The sequence below is a fragment of the Corynebacterium sp. EPI-003-04-2554_SCH2473622 genome (genome assembly GCF_001665955.1).
Lineage (GTDB): Bacteria > Actinomycetota > Actinomycetes > Mycobacteriales > Mycobacteriaceae > Corynebacterium > Corynebacterium pseudodiphtheriticum.
This window is the reverse complement of sequence record NZ_LZMN01000072.1, coordinates 97,381-117,213: the sequence shown is the minus strand read 5'-3', so window position 1 is coordinate 117,213 and position 19,833 is coordinate 97,381. Positions and strand designations below refer to the sequence as shown.

At 55.9% G+C, this 19,833-nt stretch carries 17 protein-coding genes and 1 pseudogene; 16 read left to right on the top strand and 2 right to left on the bottom strand.

The features are described from left to right. Positions 1–254 (bottom strand): class I tRNA ligase family protein (locus A5774_RS10975; protein ID WP_369815547.1); only part of this gene is annotated, 254 nt, incomplete at its 3' end. On the opposite strand from A5774_RS10975, the pseudogene A5774_RS08260 reads away from it, so the two are divergent. The 4 genes and pseudogenes from A5774_RS08260 to ndk form a co-directional block, all read left to right on the top strand. Then, positions 189–2,354, top strand: a pseudogene (locus tag A5774_RS08260) (valine--tRNA ligase); the annotation flags it as partial. The gene A5774_RS10975 and the pseudogene A5774_RS08260 overlap by 66 nt on opposite strands. Further along, on the top strand, positions 2,354–3,952 hold the full coding sequence (locus A5774_RS08255; RefSeq protein ID WP_369815546.1) for a folylpolyglutamate synthase/dihydrofolate synthase family protein: 1,599 nt from the start codon (positions 2,354–2,356) through the stop codon (positions 3,950–3,952). The pseudogene A5774_RS08260 and the gene A5774_RS08255, both read left to right, overlap by 1 nt. Before the next feature lie 188 nt (positions 3,953–4,140). After that, positions 4,141–4,506 (top strand): DUF4233 domain-containing protein, encoded by a 366-nt coding sequence (locus A5774_RS11560; protein WP_081703827.1) that lies wholly within the window; start codon positions 4,141–4,143, stop codon positions 4,504–4,506. 127 nt (positions 4,507–4,633) lie between these two features. Beyond that, positions 4,634–5,044 (top strand): nucleoside-diphosphate kinase, encoded by a 411-nt coding sequence (ndk, locus tag A5774_RS08245; RefSeq protein ID WP_021353603.1) that lies wholly within the window; start codon positions 4,634–4,636, stop codon positions 5,042–5,044. A 302-nt stretch (positions 5,045–5,346) separates the two neighbouring features. Here the strand turns inward: ndk and A5774_RS08240 are convergent, their stop codons facing one another. Next, positions 5,347–6,072 (bottom strand): hypothetical protein, encoded by a 726-nt coding sequence (locus A5774_RS08240; RefSeq protein WP_064834277.1) that lies wholly within the window; start codon positions 6,070–6,072, stop codon positions 5,347–5,349. A gap of 297 nt (positions 6,073–6,369) precedes the next feature. Here A5774_RS08240 and A5774_RS08235 point away from each other — a divergent pair, with 297 nt between their 5' ends. The 12 genes from A5774_RS08235 (at position 6,370) to A5774_RS08180 (ending at position 19,671) form a co-directional block, all read left to right on the top strand. Next, positions 6,370–10,029 (top strand): translation initiation factor IF-2 N-terminal domain-containing protein, encoded by a 3,660-nt coding sequence (locus A5774_RS08235; protein ID WP_064834276.1) that lies wholly within the window; start codon positions 6,370–6,372, stop codon positions 10,027–10,029. A gap of 242 nt (positions 10,030–10,271) precedes the next feature. Continuing rightward, positions 10,272–10,577 carry a 50S ribosomal protein L21 gene (rplU, locus tag A5774_RS08230; RefSeq protein WP_021353609.1) on the top strand — a complete coding sequence of 102 codons (306 nt, stop codon included), beginning with the start codon at positions 10,272–10,274 and terminating at the stop codon, positions 10,575–10,577. Between the two features lie 20 nt (positions 10,578–10,597). Further along, positions 10,598–10,876 (top strand): 50S ribosomal protein L27, encoded by a 279-nt coding sequence (gene rpmA / locus A5774_RS08225; RefSeq protein WP_023018278.1) that lies wholly within the window; start codon positions 10,598–10,600, stop codon positions 10,874–10,876. 131 nt (positions 10,877–11,007) lie between these two features. Continuing rightward, on the top strand, positions 11,008–12,537 hold the full coding sequence (gene obgE, locus A5774_RS08220; RefSeq protein WP_021353611.1) for a GTPase ObgE: 1,530 nt from the start codon (positions 11,008–11,010) through the stop codon (positions 12,535–12,537). Positions 12,538–12,593: 56 nt separating this feature from the next. Further along, entirely contained in the window at positions 12,594–13,832 is a 1,239-nt protein-coding gene (gene proB / locus A5774_RS08215; protein WP_021353612.1) for a glutamate 5-kinase, read from the top strand. 74 nt (positions 13,833–13,906) lie between these two features. Then, the gene (locus A5774_RS08210; protein WP_034644925.1) at positions 13,907–14,815 is read left to right on the top strand and encodes a D-isomer specific 2-hydroxyacid dehydrogenase family protein; all 909 of its coding nucleotides are present in this window, start codon (positions 13,907–13,909) and stop codon (positions 14,813–14,815) included. A gap of 95 nt (positions 14,816–14,910) precedes the next feature. Next, positions 14,911–16,212 carry a glutamate-5-semialdehyde dehydrogenase gene (locus A5774_RS08205; protein WP_021353614.1) on the top strand — a complete coding sequence of 434 codons (1,302 nt, stop codon included), beginning with the start codon at positions 14,911–14,913 and terminating at the stop codon, positions 16,210–16,212. A 53-nt stretch (positions 16,213–16,265) separates the two neighbouring features. Next, complete coding sequence (locus tag A5774_RS08200) at positions 16,266–16,871, top strand: hypothetical protein (RefSeq protein WP_064834274.1); 606 nt, start codon at positions 16,266–16,268, stop codon at positions 16,869–16,871. A gap of 15 nt (positions 16,872–16,886) precedes the next feature. Next, entirely contained in the window at positions 16,887–17,531 is a 645-nt protein-coding gene (gene nadD, locus A5774_RS08195; protein ID WP_021353616.1) for a nicotinate-nucleotide adenylyltransferase, read from the top strand. A 197-nt stretch (positions 17,532–17,728) separates the two neighbouring features. After that, positions 17,729–18,187: a ribosome silencing factor gene (gene rsfS / locus A5774_RS08190; RefSeq protein ID WP_021353617.1), complete on the top strand. Its 459-nt coding sequence runs from the start codon at positions 17,729–17,731 to the stop codon at positions 18,185–18,187. Further along, positions 18,184–18,861, top strand: a complete 678-nt coding sequence (locus A5774_RS08185; protein ID WP_021353618.1) for a histidine phosphatase family protein — start codon at positions 18,184–18,186, stop codon at positions 18,859–18,861. Before rsfS ends, A5774_RS08185 begins: the two co-directional genes overlap by 4 nt. Next, positions 18,862–19,671, top strand: a complete 810-nt coding sequence (locus A5774_RS08180; RefSeq protein ID WP_023018275.1) for a DegV family protein — start codon at positions 18,862–18,864, stop codon at positions 19,669–19,671. The last annotated feature ends 162 nt before the right edge of the window (positions 19,672–19,833 follow it).

Genomic DNA, 19,833 nt, shown 5'->3' with positions numbered 1-19,833 from the left:
ACGTCTTTGTGTACGACCTCGATGTCACTGACCGCTGTTTCCAGCACCGGCGACCAGTTAACCAAGCGGTGCGCGCGGTAAATCATGCCGGCGTCAAACATCTGCTTGAAAATGTGCTGCACGGCGCGCGACAACCCCTCATCCAGGGTGAAGCGCTCGCGCGACCAGTCGACGGAATCACCAATCGCGCGCACCGCTTGGTTAACTGGTCGCCGGTGCTGGAAACAGCGGTCAGTGACATCGAGGTCGTACACAAAGACGTCGACGGTGAGCTGGTTTCGCTGCGTTACGGCTCGCTTGCCGACGACGAAGATCACGTCATCGTCGCCACCACCCGTGTAGAGACCATGCTTGGCGACGTCGCCGTGGCCGTACACCCGGATGATGAGCGCTATACCCACCTAGTGGGCAAGAAGTTCCCGCACCCATTCCGGGACGATCTGGAGCTGGAAGTCATCGCCGATGATTACGTAGATCCAGAATTCGGTTCCGGTGCCGTGAAGATCACCCCGGCGCATGATCCGAATGACTACGCGATGGGCTTGCGTCACAACCTGGACATGCCCACGGTCATGGATACCACCGGCCATATCGCTGGTACCGGTACCCAGTTTGATGGGTTGAGCCGTGAAGAAGCCCGCGTAAAAGTGCGTGAGGCTTTGGCGGAGCAAGGCCGCATCGTTGCGGAGAAGCGCCCGTATACGCACTCGGTGGGTCATTCAGAGCGTAGCGGGGAACCGATTGAGCCGCGCTTGTCGCTGCAGTGGTTTGTGAAGGTGGACAAGCTTGCACAGATGGCTGGTGATGCCGTGCGTGAAGGCGATACCAAGATTCACCCGACGTCGATGGAGCCGCGCTACTTCGATTGGGTTGATGACATGCACGACTGGACTATCTCGCGCCAGTTGTGGTGGGGCCACCGCATTCCGATCTGGTACGGGCCAGAAGATGAAAACGGCGAGCGGGACATCGTCTGCGTCGGCCCTGATGAGCAAGCCCCAGAAGGCTATGAGCAAGACCCCGACGTATTGGATACGTGGTTTAGCTCTGCACTGTGGCCATTTTCCACGATGGGTTGGCCAGATAAAACCGCTGACCTGGATCGCTATTTCCCAACCTCGGTGCTGGTCACCGCCTACGACATCTTGTTCTTCTGGGTTGCCCGCATGATGATGTTCGGCACCTTCGCAGCTCAACAGGACCCGGAAACCTTCGGCACGGCTGCTGACGGCCGGCCACAGGTGCCGTTCAAGGATCTCTACCTGCATGGTTTGGTTCGTGATGAGCACGGCCGCAAGATGTCGAAGTCACTGGGCAACGGCATTGACCCAATGGACTGGGTACGCGATTACGGTGCCGACGCTTTGCGCTTTACCTTGGCGCGTGGCGCGAACCCAGGCGTGGATCTGCCGGTGGGTGATGAGGCCGCAGAGGCTTCGAAGCGCTTTGCCACCAAATTGTTTAACGCCACCAAGTTCGCGTTGATGAACGGTGCGGGTATGGGCGAGCTGCCCGAGCGCAGTGAGCTTACCGACGCCGACCGCTGGATCTTGGACCGCACCGAACAAGTACGCGCGCAGGTAGACAAGTATCTGGACGACTACCAATTCGCGAAAGCCAACGAGCTGCTCTACCACTTCGCCTGGGGTGAGCTGTGCGACTGGTACGTCGAGATCGCCAAAACCCAGATCCCACGCGAGGGGGAGTCTGCCCAAGGCCGGAATACCCAGATCGTGCTGGGACGGGTGCTGGACGTGGTGCTGCGCTTGCTGCACCCAACCATGCCGTTTGTGACCGAAGTGACGTGGAAGGCGCTGACCGGTGGCGAATCTCTGGTGGTAGCAGATTGGCCTACCGCAGCTGATACCAACGGTGGGGTCGCGGTTGATGAGGTTGCTGCACGTCGCATTGCCGATGCCGAGGTATTGATTACCGAGCTGCGTCGCTTCCGTGCGGACCAGGGCGTGAAGCCGTCGCAGAAGATTCCCGGAAAGCTGGATTTTGCTGCTGCCGACTTGGTTGGACAGGAAAACCTGGTGCGCAACCTGGCAAACGTGGAAGAACCAGGCGCAGATTTCACCGAGTCTGCTTCCGTTGAGGTGCGTCTCAGCCAGGCCACGATCACCATTGCGGTGGATACCTCTGGTGCCGTGGACGTGGCAGCAGAACGTGCCCGACTGCAGAAGGACCTGAAAAAGGCAGAAAAGGAACTGGCCCAGACCAGTGGCCAGCTGCAAAACGAGAAATTCTTGGCCAGGGCACCACAAGATGTCGTCGACAAGATCAAAGACCGCCAACAGCTGGCACAAGAAGAAGTTGACCGCATCGGCGCGCGTCTGGAGGCACTAGGCTAGTGACAGAAAACGAACACGCAGACCATGATCGTCAACACGCAGACCATGAGCGCCAGAACACAGGCAATGGTCACCAACACACAGACCATTCCGAGAGCAGCGAGTTAGATCAGGACCTCGCCGCCTTGGCCGGCGATGCGGTGGAAGTCGACGAGCACGGGTTGAAACTCAACCTGGGATTGCCGGATGAAGAACGCAACGCGCCAGCCCCGCTGCAAGCCACGCCAGAAGAACTCAGCGCGCTGGCTGCGGTGGAAGCGGAACTCGATACCCGCTGGCCAGAAACCAAGATCGATCCGAGCCTGGAACGCATAGAGTACCTGCTGGATTTATTGGGCAACCCGCAAGAAAACTTCCACGTTATCCACGTCGCGGGCACCAACGGTAAAAGCTCGACGGTGCGCATGATTGATTCGCTACTGCGTGGTTTTCATCGGCGCACTGGCATGTTCACCTCGCCGCATTTACAGACGGTCACCGAACGCATCTGCTTGGATGGTAACCCGATTCCTGCGCGGGAATACGTGCGCCAATGGGAAGAAATTGAGCCGTTTGTGCAGATGACCGATGCGCATTTCGACGTGCGCTTATCCAAATTCGAGATCCTGACTGCCATGGCTTATGCCGCGTTTGCGGATGCTCCGGTGGAAGTCGCGGTGGTGGAAGTTGGCCTGGGAGGGACCTGGGATTCCACCAACGTGGTGAACCCGGAAGTTTCCGTCGTCATGCCCGTGGGCTTGGACCACCAGAACTACCTGGGCGAGACCATCGAAGAAATCGCGGCGGAAAAAGCCGGGATCATCAAAAAACGTGATGACCTGGACGACGTGTTGAAGCCCTCCGAGAACATCGCGATCATCGGAGAACAAGACTCGAAAGCCATGGACGTGATTCTGCGCCGTGCCGTCGAAGTGGAAGCCGGTGTGGCGCGCTATAACAGCGAATTTGGCGTGCTGGAAACCTCCGTCGCTGTAGGTGGGCAGCAATTGCACCTGCGCGGGCTTGGTGGGGAATACCCAGAGATCTTCATCCCTCTTTCGGGTAGTCACATGGCAGCGAACGCCTCGTGCGCACTGGCAGCGGTAGAAGCGTTCTTTGGAGCTCGCGCCGGGCACGGGCTTGACCTGGATACTGTGCGGGAAGGCTTCCGCACCGTGTCGGTGCCGGGCCGTTTAGAACGCGTGCGTACCTCGCCGACTACGTTCATCGATGTAGCGCACAATCCGCATGGTGCGCAGGCACTGGGTGCGGCGCTCTCGCGTGATTTTAATTTCCAGCGTCTCATCGGCGTGGTAGCCGTATTCGACGACAAAGATGCCAAGGGCGTATTGCTGGCTTTGGAACCGCATCTGGATGAAGTGGTTATTAGCCAAAACAGTTCTCCGCGAGCTCTGGACGCATATACGCTGGCGGAATACGCCGTGGAAATCTTTGGTGAAGAGCGCGTGCACGCTATCGACGATCTGCCTGGTGCCTACGCGCTGGCCGTGGAATTGGCAGAAGATGCCGAGGTGCAATCGGGCTCTGGCATCGTGATCACCGGCTCGGTGGTTACCGCTGGGGAAGCGCGCACGTTATTTGGAAAGGAACCGTCGTGACAGATCAGAATTCCCGCCACGACAATAACCGCCGTGACAGCCGCGACAGCCGCGACAAAGCCCGGAAGGATAGTGCCCGGCAGGGTAGCGTCCGCGAGGATAGTGCTCGCCGCGTTACTGGGGCGGCTGGCAGCCGCGCTGCCGAGTATGGCCCATTGGGCCCGGGCAAAGCGCCGGTAAAAGACCCCATGCGTGGGCTGGCCGGCATGATGTCGGGCACGCTGATCATGCAAGCGATCAGCATCTTTTTGGGTCTTACCGTCATTTTAAAAATTGATGGTGGCGTGTATTGGACGACGCCGAACTGGGTTGCGGTAACGGTGCTCGGGGCTTTGCATGTGCTCGCAGTCTTTTTCGTGCGTAAATCCTGGGCTATCCCCATGATTTTGGTGCTGCAAGCGCTCGGGTTGTTGACGTTTTTCATCCACTGGTCCATCGGCGTCATCATGCTGTTGTTCATTGCTGTCTGGGCGTTCATGCTGTATTTGCGCTCGATGTTGTTGGAACGCATGCGGCGTGGCTTGCTAACCACTCAGCATTTGGGCACGGACTAGCTGCGCTAGTGGTCAGCATTTGGGTACAGACTAGCTGCGCTAGTCGTGGAATTTCCGGTGCTTGGTGTCGGCTGGGAAGTGCTAGACCGAAGAAGTTTTCATTGAAACAAGTTGTAAACTAGAGACCATGACTGAACGTACTCTGATTTTGATCAAACCTGACGGTGTACAGAATGGCCACGTGGGAGAGATCATCTCCCGCATTGAGCGCAAGGGACTGCGTCTGGCAGAACTCGATTTGCGTGTGGCAGACCGTGAAACCGCAGAAAAGCACTACGCTGAGCACGCCGATAAGCCATTTTTCGGTGAGCTGGTGGATTTCATCACTTCCGCGCCCTTGATCGCTGGCATCGTGGAAGGCGACCGCGCCATTGACGCATGGCGCCAGCTGGCTGGCGGCACCGATCCCGTCGGCAAGGCCACCCCGGGCACCATCCGCGGTGATTTTGCGTTGTCCGTTGCAGAAAACGTCGTCCACGGTTCTGATTCCCCAGAATCCGCAGAGCGCGAGATCGGGATCTGGTTCCCGAACCTGTAAGCAGCGGGATCTGGTTCCAAGGATCTGTAACCAGTGGGTTCCGGTTCCAAGAATCTGTATCCACTCGGTGTTCTCGTTCCGTGCACTTATATAACCCGACGCAGTTTATGTGCGAATTTTGCAAATAGTGGCCGCAAAACCGGCGATTTCGTAGCACTATTTGTAAAAAAGACACATTGACCGTAGCTAGGGATTGCCGCCAGCGTCTCTGCCAAGGGCGGCGCTGGGCGCTGCCCACCCCGCGCTAGCCAACCCCCGTGCTAGCGGGAGTGCAACCGCAATTCCTGTAACACTGAACTTCGCTAACGCCCCTGCTGGTAGTGCTGCAAGCACTGAATACCGGTGGGGGTTAAGCTATATTGCCACTTGTTCGGCTGTTCGCGCACGGTAATTTTCTTGGCCTCGACCAGGTGCGCTTTCCGCAATGTTTCCAGCTCAGTGATCACTTCATCGGTGTCCCGGTGGATGGCGCCCGCAAATTCTGCGACCATGACGAACACATTATCCCCGGCTCCGACGGCCGCCAGGTCCCGCAGTACCTTCGGATGGCGTGCGACCAGTTCGAGTCGCTCGCTGGTGATTTCTTCCATATCGCTTTTCCGCAGTGCCTGTTGGATTCGACGCTTGCCGACGCGACGCGGACCGATATTGGTGCCGAGGATCTGGAAAGCAAAGCCGATGGTCGCCACCGCCGCCGTCACCGCAATGGAGGCAGCTGGATGAAGAACGCCGTCTAACTGGGCGATTGGCAGCGGCAGAATGACACTCCACGGGACTATCGGAAGGTACAGCATGAGTTTTTGCTGCGGGGTGTAATCGGTGTCCCGGTATTCCTCGGTGGAAACGGGGACTAGGTAATCACGGAACAGCCAGACACCGGATCCGATGGCACAGACGAAACTGAGTAGTGCTGCTAGCCAGTGTTCGTGCAGTATCAACGAATAACCAAGCCCTGCGGGCACGGCGGCGCCAGCGTTGAAAAGCAGTTGTGTAGTTATCGAACGGTGGTGACCCTTTCTACTGAGCATGTCCTTATTTTAATCAAAATCGCCGAGTTGCCGAGTTCGATTGTTCAGATGGCACGCAGCTAGCGGGAGGAAACTGTGGGCGAAGTTGTGCTTTGCGGCTATCCGTCGGCAAGAATTCTGTGACATAATGCCAACTGTGTTGTTCCCGCGAGTGCGGTTGGAAGAACGTTACGGCACACAGTTTTTGTATGACGAGCCCGGTGTGGGCTTTATATTTGAATATTTTCGATGCCCTGCGCGGCAGCGGCCAGGTGGCTGCGCCCGGGGTTTAAGACGAGCTCAGGAGAAAAGATAACGGTGAATTTCACCAAAGAGACAATTGAAAAAGCTTCGACGCTGACAAGCGCGGCATGGCCGGAAAAGACCCGCGTGTATACGTTGGCGAAAAATCTAGGGTTGAGTTCGCGGGAGCTCATTGGAGTTTTAGCGGATTTGCAGATTTCTAAGCGTGCCCAGTCGAATGTGGCACCGGACGAGGTCACTGCCGTACTGGATTATATCGCGAGCAAAGGCAAAGCCGATTCGGGCACAGCTGGCAGGGCTGATTCAGGCAGGGCTGATTCAGGCAACGCCGATCAGAGCGAAGCCGAAGGCAAAACGGCCGATAAGAGCGAAAATACGCATGGCAAGAAAGCGCAGCAACCAAAGCAACCAAAGCAAACAGATTCGACGCTAGACCACGAAGCGGAAGAGAAATTGCGCCACCGGGTGCGCAAAAACGTGGAAAATGAAATTAACCAGATCGTGCAAAAAGTTGCTGCGGATCTGCCAAACATTTCGGTAGCTGATGAGCCTGAGCCAGCCCCGAATGTGCCCGCCCCAGCAGAACCGAGGATGAATGCCTACGTTCCGGTATTCCGTGCACCGGATGTCGGTCCGGACGTTGCCGAATCTGAGATTGACGACATCATCGCCGCTACGGAAGAAGCCGAGGATGCAACCGGTGCACCTGAAGAAAACGGCGATAACCGGGGACGTAACCGTGCTGGAAAAACCTCGCGCGGTGTAAGGAGAAATGGTGCGCGGACCGCAGCAAGCGATGCGACGGCTCATTCATCCAACTCAGTCGCTTCCGATGATCTGGTGGGAGATGACTTAGCGGGCAACGATGATCTAACGAACGATGATCTAACGGGTGATGGCCTAACGGGTGATGACGCGGTGCGTAACGACAACTCCGCGAATAATCGTGGTGGGAGCAGCACTAATTCCCGCGGTCGACGCCGCCGTGGTCGCCGTGGCGGATCGCGTGGGCGTGGTAGCGCACAATCGGTGCAGACTGCTGACGCTGATCAGGGTGATGATAATCGCCATGTCGTTGGAAGCAACGTCGCTTCCCAGAAAGACGGCGGTTTTGATGAGAGCGCCCAGGAGTCCTCGAACGAAGGTTCACAGGGCAGTGTGGAAGAAGCAGCTGCCAGCACAAAAAATTCCGGCGACGCAAAAAATTCTGGTGACGCGAAAAACACCGGTGATGCCAAAAATAAAGACAAAGCTGCGGACAACAAGCACACCGTCGAAAAGATTGACGAGCCACGTGGTTTGCGCGGCTCCGACCGTCTGGAAGCACAGCGCCGTCGTCGCAACGAGCTGCGGGAAGAAAGCCGCAAGACAGAACGCATAGTTTCCGAAAGTGAATTCCAAGAGCGTCGAGCGGCGATCACGCGCAAAATGGTTGTCTGCGAGCGTCCACGCATGGACGGGCCAGGTACGGTTACTCAACTCGGTCTGCTCGAAGACGACGTGTTGGTCGAGCATTTTGTCAATGCGGAAAACCAAGGCTCCATGATCGGAAATATCTACCTGGGCCGCGTCGAAAACGTGTTACGCAACATGGAAGCAGCGTTCATCGATATTGGGCAGGGACGCAATGCAGTCCTTTATGCCGGGGAAGTTGATTGGAAAGCACGCGGCCTCAGCGGACACCAGCGTCGTATTGAAGCGGCCTTGAAGCCTGGCGACCAAGTGTTGGTGCAGGTCATGAAAGACCCATTGGGCCATAAGGGTGCGCGTCTGACCGCGCATATCTCGTTTTCTGGCCGGTACCTGGTGTATGTGCCAGGCGGGCGTAATGCTGGGATTTCACGGAAACTTCCGGCGGAAGAGCGGAAACGCTTGAAAGACATGTTGGAGCGCGTCGTACCGGAAGATGGTGGCACGATCATCCGCACGGCTGCCGAAGGCGTGCCGGAGCGTGCCATTGCTGCTGACGTGGACCGCATGCACAACCAGTGGCTGCATATTAAGCAGCGCATGGAAGATGAGATGCAGTCTGCATCAACCGAGCCAGTAACTCTCTTCGAAGAACCAGATATGCTGGTCAAGGTGGTTCGCGATCTGTTTAACGAGGACTACACTGAGCTCATTGTCGACGGTGATCGGGCCTATGAAGTCATTTACTCCTATGTCAAGTCCGTGGCTCCGGATTTGTTGAAGCGGATTACGAAGCACGACCCAAAGGCTTTCAACGACCAGGATTCCTTTACTGCGTATCACATTGATGAACAGATCCAAGTGGCCTTGTCGCGTAATGTGCCGTTGCCATCCGGTGGTTCGTTGGTCATCGACCGGACGGAAGCGATGATCGTTATTGACGTTAATACCGGGAAATTCACTGGTAAGCGCAAGGGCGGTAACCTGGAGGAGACTGTCACGCGCAATAACTTGGAAGCTGTAGACGAAATTGTGCGCCAGATCCGTTTGCGAGATTTGGGTGGCATGATTGTCATTGACTTCATTGACATGATCTTGGAAGAAAATCAGGATCTGGTGTTGCGTCGGTTGAAAGAGCGTTTGACTTCGGATCGTAGCCGTCATCAAGTTTCGGAAGTCACCAGCTTAGGTTTGGTGCAGCTTACCCGAAAGCGTATTGGTACCGGCTTATTGGAAGCTTATGCGGCAGACTGCCCGACGTGTTCGGGCAGGGGAGTGCTGATCAACAGCGATCCTGTTGATGCCATGAAACAGGCCGAAATTGCGGCACAGGCGCACGACCATGAGCCAGACAATGGCTATGGTCGCGATCGCGTACTGTTGGCAGGCTCTGACGCTAGCGCGGATGGTGCTAGCGCAAGTGATGATGCGGACACGGCTGATGATGAGGACGTGACTGCGTCGACTTCAGTAGACGTGCATGAGGGCGAGAACCCGAAGAGCAAACGCGAACGAGAGCGGGCTGCAGCCGCAGAATTTGAAAATTTGGCGGCTAGCGTGATTGGCAAGCAACAGCCAAAGGCTCGAACTTCGGATCGTTCGGATGAGCCAACAACTGGCTCGGCGAAATCTGGCCGGGCTAAGCGTGGTAAGAATCGTAGGAACAAGCGTGCCCATGATGTTGTGTCGCAAGCTTCGGTTGCCGCACAAGATGGCGCTAAGACACGTAACGTCGCTGAGAAACAAACCGACACTGAGGCAAAAAACAGCGCTGAGGCAAAGAACGGCGCTGAGAAGCAAAACGTCGGAGACACGCAACCTGTAGGTGATAAGAACGCCTACGAGAAAGCGGTTGCAGAGTTTGAGTCCAGTCCGCGCCGCCGCCGTCGTACTCGTGGTAATTCCCGTTCTGATCACCGTCCGCGCAAGGCGGATTTCCGGTGGGATGATACCCAGGGAAGCAATCAGACAGCGCCGACCAAGAGAATCCTCACGAACCGCAAGGAGCACGAGGACACAGTTGCACAGGCTACAGAAACAGCAGGGGCTGAAGGGGCTGTAGGGGGTGCTGAGGAGGCAGTGCGTAAGTCTATGAAGCGTCGTCGAGTAGTGCGGCGGATTTCTGCGGTGGCTTCCCAATCAGGCGATGACTCGCAGGCGACAGCGACGCAGCAGCAGGCTGGCGACGCGAGTGATAGCACGCACCGCACCGGTAGTGAGAAGCACCAACGCAGCGCTAAAGACTCGGCTGTGCGCAAAAGCACACGGCGGCGTCGAGTTGTACGACGCCCAGTAAAGAAATAGTTGGGTTTGTCTTTTTGGGTGTGTGCACGGTAGTCTTGGACAGTCGCTGTTATGAGCCTGCGCATCATTATCCAGACAGCTGCTAGATAGCCATATCTAGGTGGCTATCTAGTTGGCACATGGATAGCGTGGCAAGTAACGCTTAAGTAATTAAAGTCCATCTTGGGGCTTACGCACCGCGGCTGTTTGGCAGTGTGCGGTGCGTATGTTCCGAGTCGAGTATAGATAAGGGGTAACCCTCCATGTACGCGATCGTCAAGACCGGCGGAAAGCAGTACAAGGTTGCTGAAGGTGACCTCGTCAAGGTTGAGAAGCTTGAGGGCGAGCCAGGCGATGCCGTGGCTCTTACCCCGGTTCTGCTCGCCGATGGCGCAACCGTCAAGACCAAGGCTGATGAGCTCAGCGGTGTATCCGTCAACGCTGAAATCGTAGAACAGACCAAGGGTCCAAAAATCCGGATCCTGAAGTACAAGAACAAAACTGGTTACAAGCGTCGTCAGGGCCACCGTCAGCCACTGACCGTCGTCAAGATCACCGGAATTAAGTAAAGCACTAAGGGGATAGCACAATGGCACACAAGAAGGGCGCATCGTCCACCTCGAACGGTCGCGATTCCGAGGCCAAGCGTCTCGGCGTTAAGCGATTCGGCGGCCAGAAAGTCAACGCTGGTGAGATCATCGTTCGCCAGCGTGGCACCAAGTTCCACCCAGGTGAGAACGTCGGCCGTGGTGGCGACGATACCTTGTTCGCTCTCGAAGCTGGATCCGTCAGCTTCGGTGTTAAGCGCGGACGTCGGGTCGTCAACATCGTTCCGGCACAAGAAGTAGCCGCAGAAGCCAGCGCATAAATAGCCTGAGCTTCTCGTCGGAACCGACACGGTTCCAACGCGCAGTTCCCACCTGAATGTGGGGCTGCGCGTTTTTTGCTTAAATAATGGTCTAACGCACCGCCAACATTTTTCTAGAAAGGGCCCGCGCCATGTCTCGTTTTATCGATCGAGTAACCCTGCACCTATCTGCAGGCGACGGCGGGCACGGCTGTGCCTCGGTGCACCGCGAAAAATTTAAACCTCTCGGTGGCCCCGACGGCGGTAATGGCGGCCATGGTGGCGACATTATCCTGGAAGTCTCCAACCAGGTGCACACACTGTTAGATTTCCATTTCCGACCGCACATCAAGGCAGAACGCGGCGGCAACGGTGAAGGAGATCATCGCCAGGGTAAGCGTGGCCAAGACTTAGTCTTGGAGGTGCCCGTGGGCACGGTCGTGCGCAATGCGAAAGGCGAGATGCTGGCGGACTTGACCACAATTGGCACCCGGTTCATGGCTGCGGAAGGTGGATATGGCGGCCTGGGTAACGCGGCTCTTGCTAATGCCTCCCGGAAAGCGCCCGGTTTCGCGCTGAAAGGCGAGCCCGGGGAGGAACATGATCTGATTTTAGAAATGAAATCGGTTGCCGACGTGGGGCTGGTAGGTTTCCCGTCGGCCGGTAAATCGTCTCTGATTTCCGTTCTGTCTGCAGCAAAGCCGAAAATTGGTGATTATCCATTCACCACTTTGAGCCCGAACCTAGGGGTGGTTACTGCTGGTGACAGTGTATTTACTATTGCTGATGTGCCCGGCCTAATTCCCGGTGCTTCCCAGGGCAAAGGCCTCGGTCTGGAGTTTTTGCGCCACATTGAGCGTACCGCTGTACTAGCCCATATCGTCGATACAGCTTCTATTGAGCCAGGTCGTGATCCGGTATCGGATATTGAAGCCTTGGAACATGAACTAGCGCAATATCAAGATGCTTTGGAAGAAGACACAGGTTTGGGCGATATCATGCAACGCCCACGAGTGATTGTGCTTAATAAAGCCGATGTGCCAGAAGCCCGTGAGTTGGCAGAATTTGTCAGAGAGGACCTGGAAGAACAGTTTGGTTGGCCGGTGTTCATCATCTCAGCTGTCGCGCGGCAGGGCTTGGATGCATTGCGCTATAAACTCGCAGAAATTGTGGATGCAGACCGGGCAGAGCGCCCAGTTGGAGAAGAAAAACCGGCGCCAGAAGTTATCCGCCCGCAGGCTGTTATGGGGCGTGGTGCGAAACAGGGCGGCCATCATGCTGATTTCACAGTGCGCGAAGACCCACAGGTGGAAGGTGGCTTCATCGTCGAAGGCAAGAAGATTGAGCGTTGGATTTCCCAGACGGACTTCGAAAACGACGAAGCGATTGGTTATTTGTCTGACCGTTTAGCTCGCGCCGGTGTGGAACAAGAGCTTTTCCGCAGAGGCGCGGTGGAAGGCTGCCCGGTGACCATCGGCGAGATCACTTTCGAGTGGGAACCGATGATCGGCGGCGATCCAACTTTGGCTGGTCGTGGACGTGATGCTCGATTGGAAACCACGGATCGTGCTACCGCGGCAGAGCGTAAGCGTGCTTCGCAGGCGCGACGCGGCCTGATCGACGAACTGGTTTATGGAGACGTCGACGAAGAACAATCAGATCGCGAGCGTTGGCAGGGTTAAGCATTCAGATCGTGTGATGGGTGAGATCGCGCGCGGATTTTTGTAGACTAAGCAGTATGCCTCACAACGCCCATGACCGTGACATTCATGCCCACCTCCCGTTGGATCCGTACCAGGATAATTCGCCGGAAGCGAAGTTCCCGGATCCGCCGGAAGAAGCACAAGATAGCTTGGCCATGGGCCACGAATCTGCTTTGCGTGAGCAGATTACGAAAGCCAAGCGCGTCGTCGTCAAGATCGGTTCTTCCTCGCTGACGGATGATTTTTCCGTCTCCCCGGAAAAGATCGATCACATTGTTGATGCGTTGCAGGCGCGTATGGAAGTCTCCGACGTTATTGTGGTCTCTTCGGGAGCTGTCGCCGCTGGCATGAAGCCGCTGGGCTTGACGGAACGCCCACAGGATCTTGCCACCAAGCAGGCAGCTGCTGCGGTTGGCCAGGTGCATTTGGCTTATGAGTGGTCGCGCTCTTTCGCCCGCTACAACCGTACGTGCGGGCAGGTTTTGTTGACTGCCTCGGATGCTGGCCGACGCGACCGCACCCGGAACGCGCAGCGTACTATCGATCGTTTGCGTATTTTGCGTGCGGTACCGATCGTGAATGAAAACGACACGGTGGCGACCTCCGAAATGCGTTTTGGTGATAACGACCGCCTATCGGCAATCGTGGCCCACTTGACTGGCGCGGATGCGCTATTTTTGCTTTCCGACGTCGATGGCTTGTACGACAAGAATCCGGCGGAGCCAGATGCTAACTTCGTCGACGAAGTTGTCACTGGTAAAGACCTGAAAGGCGTTGCCGCTGGTGACGGCGGCAAGGTTGGTACTGGCGGAATGGCCTCGAAAGTATCGGCAGCTCGCCTGGCAGCGCGCGGCGGCGTGCCGGTGCTGCTCACGTCGGCGGATAATATTGGCCCGGCGTTGGAAGATGCCCGAGTTGGTACCGTATTCCACACTCGTGAAGAACGCCGTTTGTCCGCTTGGAAATTCTGGGCACTCTATTCTGCCGATTCCGGTGGAACTTTGCGTTTGGACGAAGGTGCGCTCAAGGCAGTTACTCGTGGCGGTAATTCGCTGCTGGCAGTCGGTATCACCGATGTTGATGGTGAATTCCGTGCCGGTGAAATTGTGGATATCGTTGGACCGAATTCTGAGGTCGTCGGCCGTGGCGAGGTCAACTACTCGTCGTCGGCGTTGAAGTCGATCATGGGTAAGAAGACCGAAGACATGCCGGAGGAAATGCAACGTCCGGTTGTGCATGCTGACTACCTCTCGAACTACGCTTCGCGTCTGTAAAACTGGTGTTTTGAAGTTGTGGCGAAGAAGCTAGGATTGGTTGCTTCGCCGAAAATCCCGGTAACCTGGGGGCCATGAAGTTTCTGATGTACCCGCACAGCTGGGATAAAGTACAAAAGACCCTAGAAGACGCCGGCCACACGCTTGTCGACGACATCGACGACGCGGACTGCATGTTGTTTAACGGTAAGCCGGATGAGCTGCCGGAGATTCCAGAATCCCTTGGTTTCGTGCAGCTGCACCTGGCCGGCGTGGATGCTTTCGTCGACCAGATGAAGGCGTCGTCGGCCCGGTGGGCAAATGCTGCCGGCCTGTACGACAAGACCGTGGCAGAGTCTGCGATTGCGCTTCTTTTGGCGCAACTGCATGCACACAAAGCGTCCACGCAGGCGGAAACTTGGTTGCAGGAGGAGCTAGAAGCTAAGACGCGATTTTTGTGCGAAGATTCTACCGTTGCCATTATCGGTGCGGGTGGAATTGGCGCGGAATTAATTAACATGCTCTCTGGCTTTGGCCCGGAGATTATTGCGGTTAATCGCTCCGGTAACCCCGTTGAAGGTGCGGATGAGACTGTGCCAAGCACTGAGTTGGATTCGGTGTGGCCGCGCGCGGACTACTTTGTGCTGCTGATGCCGTTGACCGAGGAAACCCACCATATTGTGGATGCCAATGCTTTTGCGAAGATGAAAGATAGCGCCGTCGTCGTGAATGTGGGTCGTGGACCTTTGGTCAACACCGATGATCTTGTCGACGCGCTCCGTGATGGTGTCATCGCTGGTGCTGGTTTGGATGTCACTGAACCTGAACCATTGCCGGATGGGCACCCGTTGTGGAAGATGCCGGAATGCGTCATCACTCCACATTTGGCGAACCCGCTGTATTCGGTGCGTAAGCGCATCGGCGCGCACATGCTGAAAAATATGGAAGCTTTCGCGGCTGGCGAGAAGATGCCGACGGAAGTTGATGTTGCAGCAGGCTACTAATTGCAGCAGCCTTCATAATTTCAGCGGCCTACTAAACCGGACAGCCGTTTTATTTAAGCCTGGAAGCAGGCTGTTAAATACGTATACTGGGCGACATGACTGACAAAGCTACAGAAAACTTGTCGCCCGAACGCGCCCAGGAGCGCGAAGAGGTTCTCACCAAGGCCCGTGCCGCTAAGGACGTGGCCCCGGTGATTGCCCAACTTTCAACTCCGCAGAAGAATGAAATTTTGGAAACTGCGGCCCAGCATTTGCTGGATAACACTTCTATTATTCTTGGCGCTAATGAGCGCGATATCGTCAATGGTAAAGAAGCTGGCCTGAGTGATCAGCTGTTAGATCGCTTGCGTTTGGATGAAGAGCGCATCGCGGGTATCGCTAATGGCTTGCGTCTGGTCGCTGGCTTGCAGGATCCGGTAGGCGAGATTCTGCAAGGTTCCACCATGGACAACGGCATTGAGATGAAGCAGGTGCGTGTCCCGCTTGGTGTTATGGGCATGGTCTATGAGGCTCGTCCTAACGTCACTGTGGATGCATTTGGCCTGGCTATTAAGTCAGGTAATGTGCCGTTGTTGCGCGGTTCGAAGTCCGCTCGTGAGTCCAACAAGCAGTTGGTGGAACTTTTGCAGGACACTCTGGAAAAATTGGGTCACCCACGTGAAGCCGTGCAGCTTTTGCCTTGTGAGACCCGTGACTCCGTGCAGGATCTGATTACTGCTCGTGGCCTTGTGGATCTCGTTATTCCACGTGGTGGTGCTGGCCTGATTAACGCGGTTGTGTTGGGTGCTACTGTACCGACCATCGAAACCGGTACTGGGAACTGCCATTTTTATATTGATAAATCGGCAGATCTTGACAAGGGCATCGCGATGGTGGTTAACGGAAAGACCCGTCGTACCTCGGTGTGTAACTCCACCGAGACTGTACTGCTGGATTCCGCATTGAGCGATGAAGACAAGCTACAGGTTGTACGCGCACTACAGGATGCTGCGGTAACTATTCATGGTGATGTAGAAGAGCTCTCCGCTTTCGGTGTGGAAAACGCGGTGCAAGCTACTGAGGAAGATTGGGCAGAAGAATCCCTGTCCATGGATATTAACGCCAAGGTTGTCGGTGGTGTCGATGGTGCTATCGCGCACATTCAGAAGTGGAGCACCGGACATACCGAAGGTATTGCCGCGCAAGATGCAGATATTTTGCAGAAGTTCGCCAATGAGGTCGATGCCGCTGCAGTGATGCTGAATGCATCCACTGCCTTCACCGATGGTGAGGTTTACGGCATGGGTGCAGAGATTGGCATTTCCACCCAGAAACTGCACGCTCGCGGCCCCATGGCTTTGCCGGAGCTGACCTCTAGCAAGTGGATTTTGCAGGGCACTGGTCACACCCGCCCATAAGTCAGCTCGCATTTGATTATGTGAGCTGGAATAATTCCCGGTATGACTGCCTCATGCTTGCGAGTCCGTGCTGCAACAAGGCTGGCGATGACTGCTGCACGGGGCTCGCTGAGCGCGGTAGTGATCCGAATGCGTTCGAGTTTTCCGCCAGTCTTGGAGAAATTTTGCGGGAAACCCCGCCGCGCGTAATCGCGCATGAAGCAATTTCTGGTGTGGTTGGGAGCTTGCGGTCAGGTATCGACGAGGCACCTGGTTTCGTGGAAGAGCTTGAGGATTCCACAGGCTGCCACCCGGATTATATTGTGTTTGGTTATTCGCAAGGTTCGATTGTGCTCAGCCACCTGGAAAAATATTTGCACCAGAAAAACCAATTACGCGGGGCGGTTTATATTGGAAATCCGCAATTAGGCGCTGAGGATCCTTCTATCGTGGGCAGTCCACGGGTTGGTAACGGGCTCATTGCTGGTTCGGCAGTGGTGCCGCCGTTGTTACGCCCGGAATTAGCTTCGGTGCGGCGCATTAATTACTGTATGACTGATGATTTCGCCTGTGATCTCACCCCGCACTCTGCAGTAGCTGCCTTGCGGGATGAAGCTGGTTTCACGGTGATTATTTCCTCATTGATTATCCGAACGATGGCCTCGTGGTCGATGAATTAGCAGAATGGATTGTGCATGGCTAAACCTCATAATCGCGGTGTTTGTCGTGCTAGCATGCCCGGTTCCCGTCAGCGCATTGGCGTAATGGGCGGTACTTTTGATCCGATCCACAACGGTCACTTGGTTGCTGCAAGTGAGGTGGCGGACCAGTTTTGTTTGGACACCGTCTTGTTCGTGCCTACTGGTCAGCCCTGGCAAAAAGCAGATAAGCAAGTCACCCCGGCAGAGGCGCGGTATTTGATGACGGTGATTGCTACTGCGTCGAATCCGCGCTTTGGGGTGAGCCGCGTCGATATTGACCGTGTTGGCGCTACCTATACCGTCGATACGCTGCGGGATTTGCGGGAAAAATACCCGGAAGCCGAGCTGTTTTTTATCACGGGTGCTGATGCCATGGCGAATATCGTGTCGTGGCATAAGTGGGAGGAGATGTTCGAGATGGCGCGTTTTGTGGCGGTAACCCGCCCGGGCTACGAGTTGTCTGAGGCGATGCTGCCGGATATTCATGAGCGTCGCATAGATTTGGTGGATGTACCGGCGCTTGCGATCTCGTCTACCGATATCCGCGAGCGCGCTGGACAGGGCCGCCCGGTGTGGTATTTGGTTCCGGATGGGGTGGTGCAGTATATCTCGAAGAACAATTTATATGCGGAAAACTAGCCCAAACCGGCTAGTTCGTGCGAAACTGTGACTAGACCATTCATGGGCTTGACCAACTTTGGCGCTCACTGCACAGTCCACGAAGCTGTGCGCTGTCAAAAACAAGTTATTCCCAAAACAAGCTACTGCCAGAACAAGCTACTGCCAGAGCTAACTACTGTCAGAAGAAATTATTGCCAGAAAGAGGAAGGTGCGCATTGACCGCTACTGATACCGCTCGCGAACTCACGAGTGTGGCCGTTCGCGCCGCTGATGAGAAATCTGCGGCCAATATCGTTGCCATGGACGTTTCTGATGTCCTGGGCATTACCGAGGTGTTCATTATTGCTTCGGCGGATACGGAGCGCGCGGTTAAGGCTGTCGTCGACGAGATTGAAGAAGACCTGAAAGACGCTGGCCGGAAGCCGTTGCGTCGGGAAGGCCAGCGTGATTATCGCTGGGTGTTGCTGGATTATGGCGATATTGTCGTGCACGTCCAGCACAATGATGAACGCGATTTTTATGGCCTGGACCGCTTGTATGGCGATTGCCCACTGGTAGAAGTCGATGGCGTGGAATATTCACGTCCGGGTACTTATTCTGAGTTCGACGGTGCGCAGGTGCGTTCTGCCCAGGCTATCGATGATATTCCGGTGGTGGGCGAGGAGCGCTCATGACCCGCTCTCTGTATCTCGTCCGCCATGGTGAGACGACCTACAACGCCAGCGGGCGGATGCAGGGCCAGTTGGACACCGAGCTTTCTGAACGCGGGCATGCCCAGGCACGCCAGGCAGCGGAGTCGCTTGCCGACGTCCGCATCACGCGTATCGTTGCTTCAGATTTAAGCCGTGCGGCCACCACTGCCGGTCATATTGCTGATCGTTTGGGGCTGGAAGTCACTACCGATAAACGCTTGCGCGAGACTCATTTGGGTGACTGGCAAGGTCTGGCTCGTACCGAGGTTGACGAGCAGTATCCGGGAGCGCGTGCGCAATGGCGCAATGATGCTCGCTGGACTCCACCGGGAGGTGAATCTCGCGTGGATGTGTCCAAGCGTATCCGTCCGGTTGTCGACGAGCTGATGGAAGAGTATTCCGACTGGGACGACGGTGGGGTGTTGTTGGTTGCTCACAATGGCGCGATTTCCGCGTTGGCTTGTGCTTTATTGGATTTGCAAGTGGAGCAGTTCCCCATGCTGACGAGCCTGAAGAATACACATTGGGCCAAGCTGGTCGCGCGCCCGGGATTGCACTCGGATGCTGCGAAGTCTAGTCCGCGGTTTTCGACTACGGCTGATGCGCGTAGTGCCCGGTGGTTTCTTGAAGGCTGGAATATGGGTCGAGGGGACTAAATGGCGGTTCAGGTGGTTACGGATTCCTCAGCTAGTTTGAGCGAGGACGTTATCGCAGAACTTGGCATCACTGTGTTGGATCTGCACGTGATGGAGAAAACTGCCAAGGATGGTTCGGTAGAGCGTTCCACAGCGGGGTTGTCGTCATTGGAGTTGGCGGCAACTTATGGTCGGTTGGTGGAGCGCAGCCGGGGGGACGGCGTGCTGGTGATGCATTTGCCAAAAGAGTTGTCTGCGACGTGGAACTCTGCGCAGACGGCAGTGGGGCTTTTCGACGATGATGAGATTCGCCTTATCGATTCACCGGCGATCGCGATGGCAATGGGCGCGGCAGTGATGACGGCCGCGAAACTTGCACAACAGGGCGCTGACCTCGATGAATGTCATGACGCTGCGTTGGGGGTCCTGTCGCGTTCTGCTACTTGGGTGTATTTGCACCGGATTGATGATCTGCGCCGTTCAGGTCGTTTGTCGACGACAACGGCAATGTTGTCGACCGCATTGTTGGCGACGAAGCCGATTATGCAGTTTAAGGAAGGCAAGTTGGAGTTGGTTGGGAAAACCCGCACCCAAACCAAAGCCTTTAACAAGTTGGTCGAGCTGATTTCTCAGCAGGCTGCTGGCGAGCCGGCGTTTATCGCGGTGCAGCATAGCGAGGCAGAAGAGGCAGCAGAGACGTTATATGACTTGCTTGTCGACGCCTTAGCTCCTGGTTCTTCGGTGATGGTCATGGAGATGAGTGAAGTGTTGCGAGTGCATGTCGGCACCGGCGCGATCGGGGTTTCTGCTGTTTTTACCGTGGCAGATTAGCCTGTTTTTATTAGCTCGCTTTTACTAGCACGGTTTTATAGGAATAGCGTTGTTTGTGCGTTAGTTATCCACAGAACGCTGCAGCGTGTTGACCTGTCAGGTAATTTTTCACAGGCTTGTTGGCGGCCGTATTCTTTTTCTTCTTTTGTACTTTTAATATCG

Bases quoted from the DNA above. Each gene is read 5' to 3' on its own strand.
- A5774_RS11560 (WP_081703827.1), top strand. From the start codon at position 4,141: ATGCGTGGGCTGGCCGGCATGATGTCGGGCACGCTGATCATGCAAGCG.
- ndk (WP_021353603.1), top strand. From the start codon at position 4,634: ATGACTGAACGTACTCTGATTTTGATCAAACCTGACGGTGTACAGAAT.
- A5774_RS08240 (WP_064834277.1), bottom strand. From the start codon at position 6,072: ATGCTCAGTAGAAAGGGTCACCACCGTTCGATAACTACACAACTGCTT.
- rplU (WP_021353609.1), top strand. From the start codon at position 10,272: ATGTACGCGATCGTCAAGACCGGCGGAAAGCAGTACAAGGTTGCTGAA.
- rpmA (WP_023018278.1), top strand. From the start codon at position 10,598: ATGGCACACAAGAAGGGCGCATCGTCCACCTCGAACGGTCGCGATTCC.
- obgE (WP_021353611.1), top strand. From the start codon at position 11,008: ATGTCTCGTTTTATCGATCGAGTAACCCTGCACCTATCTGCAGGCGAC.
- proB (WP_021353612.1), top strand. From the start codon at position 12,594: ATGCCTCACAACGCCCATGACCGTGACATTCATGCCCACCTCCCGTTG.
- A5774_RS08210 (WP_034644925.1), top strand. From the start codon at position 13,907: ATGAAGTTTCTGATGTACCCGCACAGCTGGGATAAAGTACAAAAGACC.
- A5774_RS08205 (WP_021353614.1), top strand. From the start codon at position 14,911: ATGACTGACAAAGCTACAGAAAACTTGTCGCCCGAACGCGCCCAGGAG.
- A5774_RS08200 (WP_064834274.1), top strand. From the start codon at position 16,266: ATGCTTGCGAGTCCGTGCTGCAACAAGGCTGGCGATGACTGCTGCACG.
- nadD (WP_021353616.1), top strand. From the start codon at position 16,887: ATGGCTAAACCTCATAATCGCGGTGTTTGTCGTGCTAGCATGCCCGGT.
- A5774_RS08185 (WP_021353618.1), top strand. From the start codon at position 18,184: ATGACCCGCTCTCTGTATCTCGTCCGCCATGGTGAGACGACCTACAAC.
- A5774_RS08180 (WP_023018275.1), top strand. From the start codon at position 18,862: ATGGCGGTTCAGGTGGTTACGGATTCCTCAGCTAGTTTGAGCGAGGAC.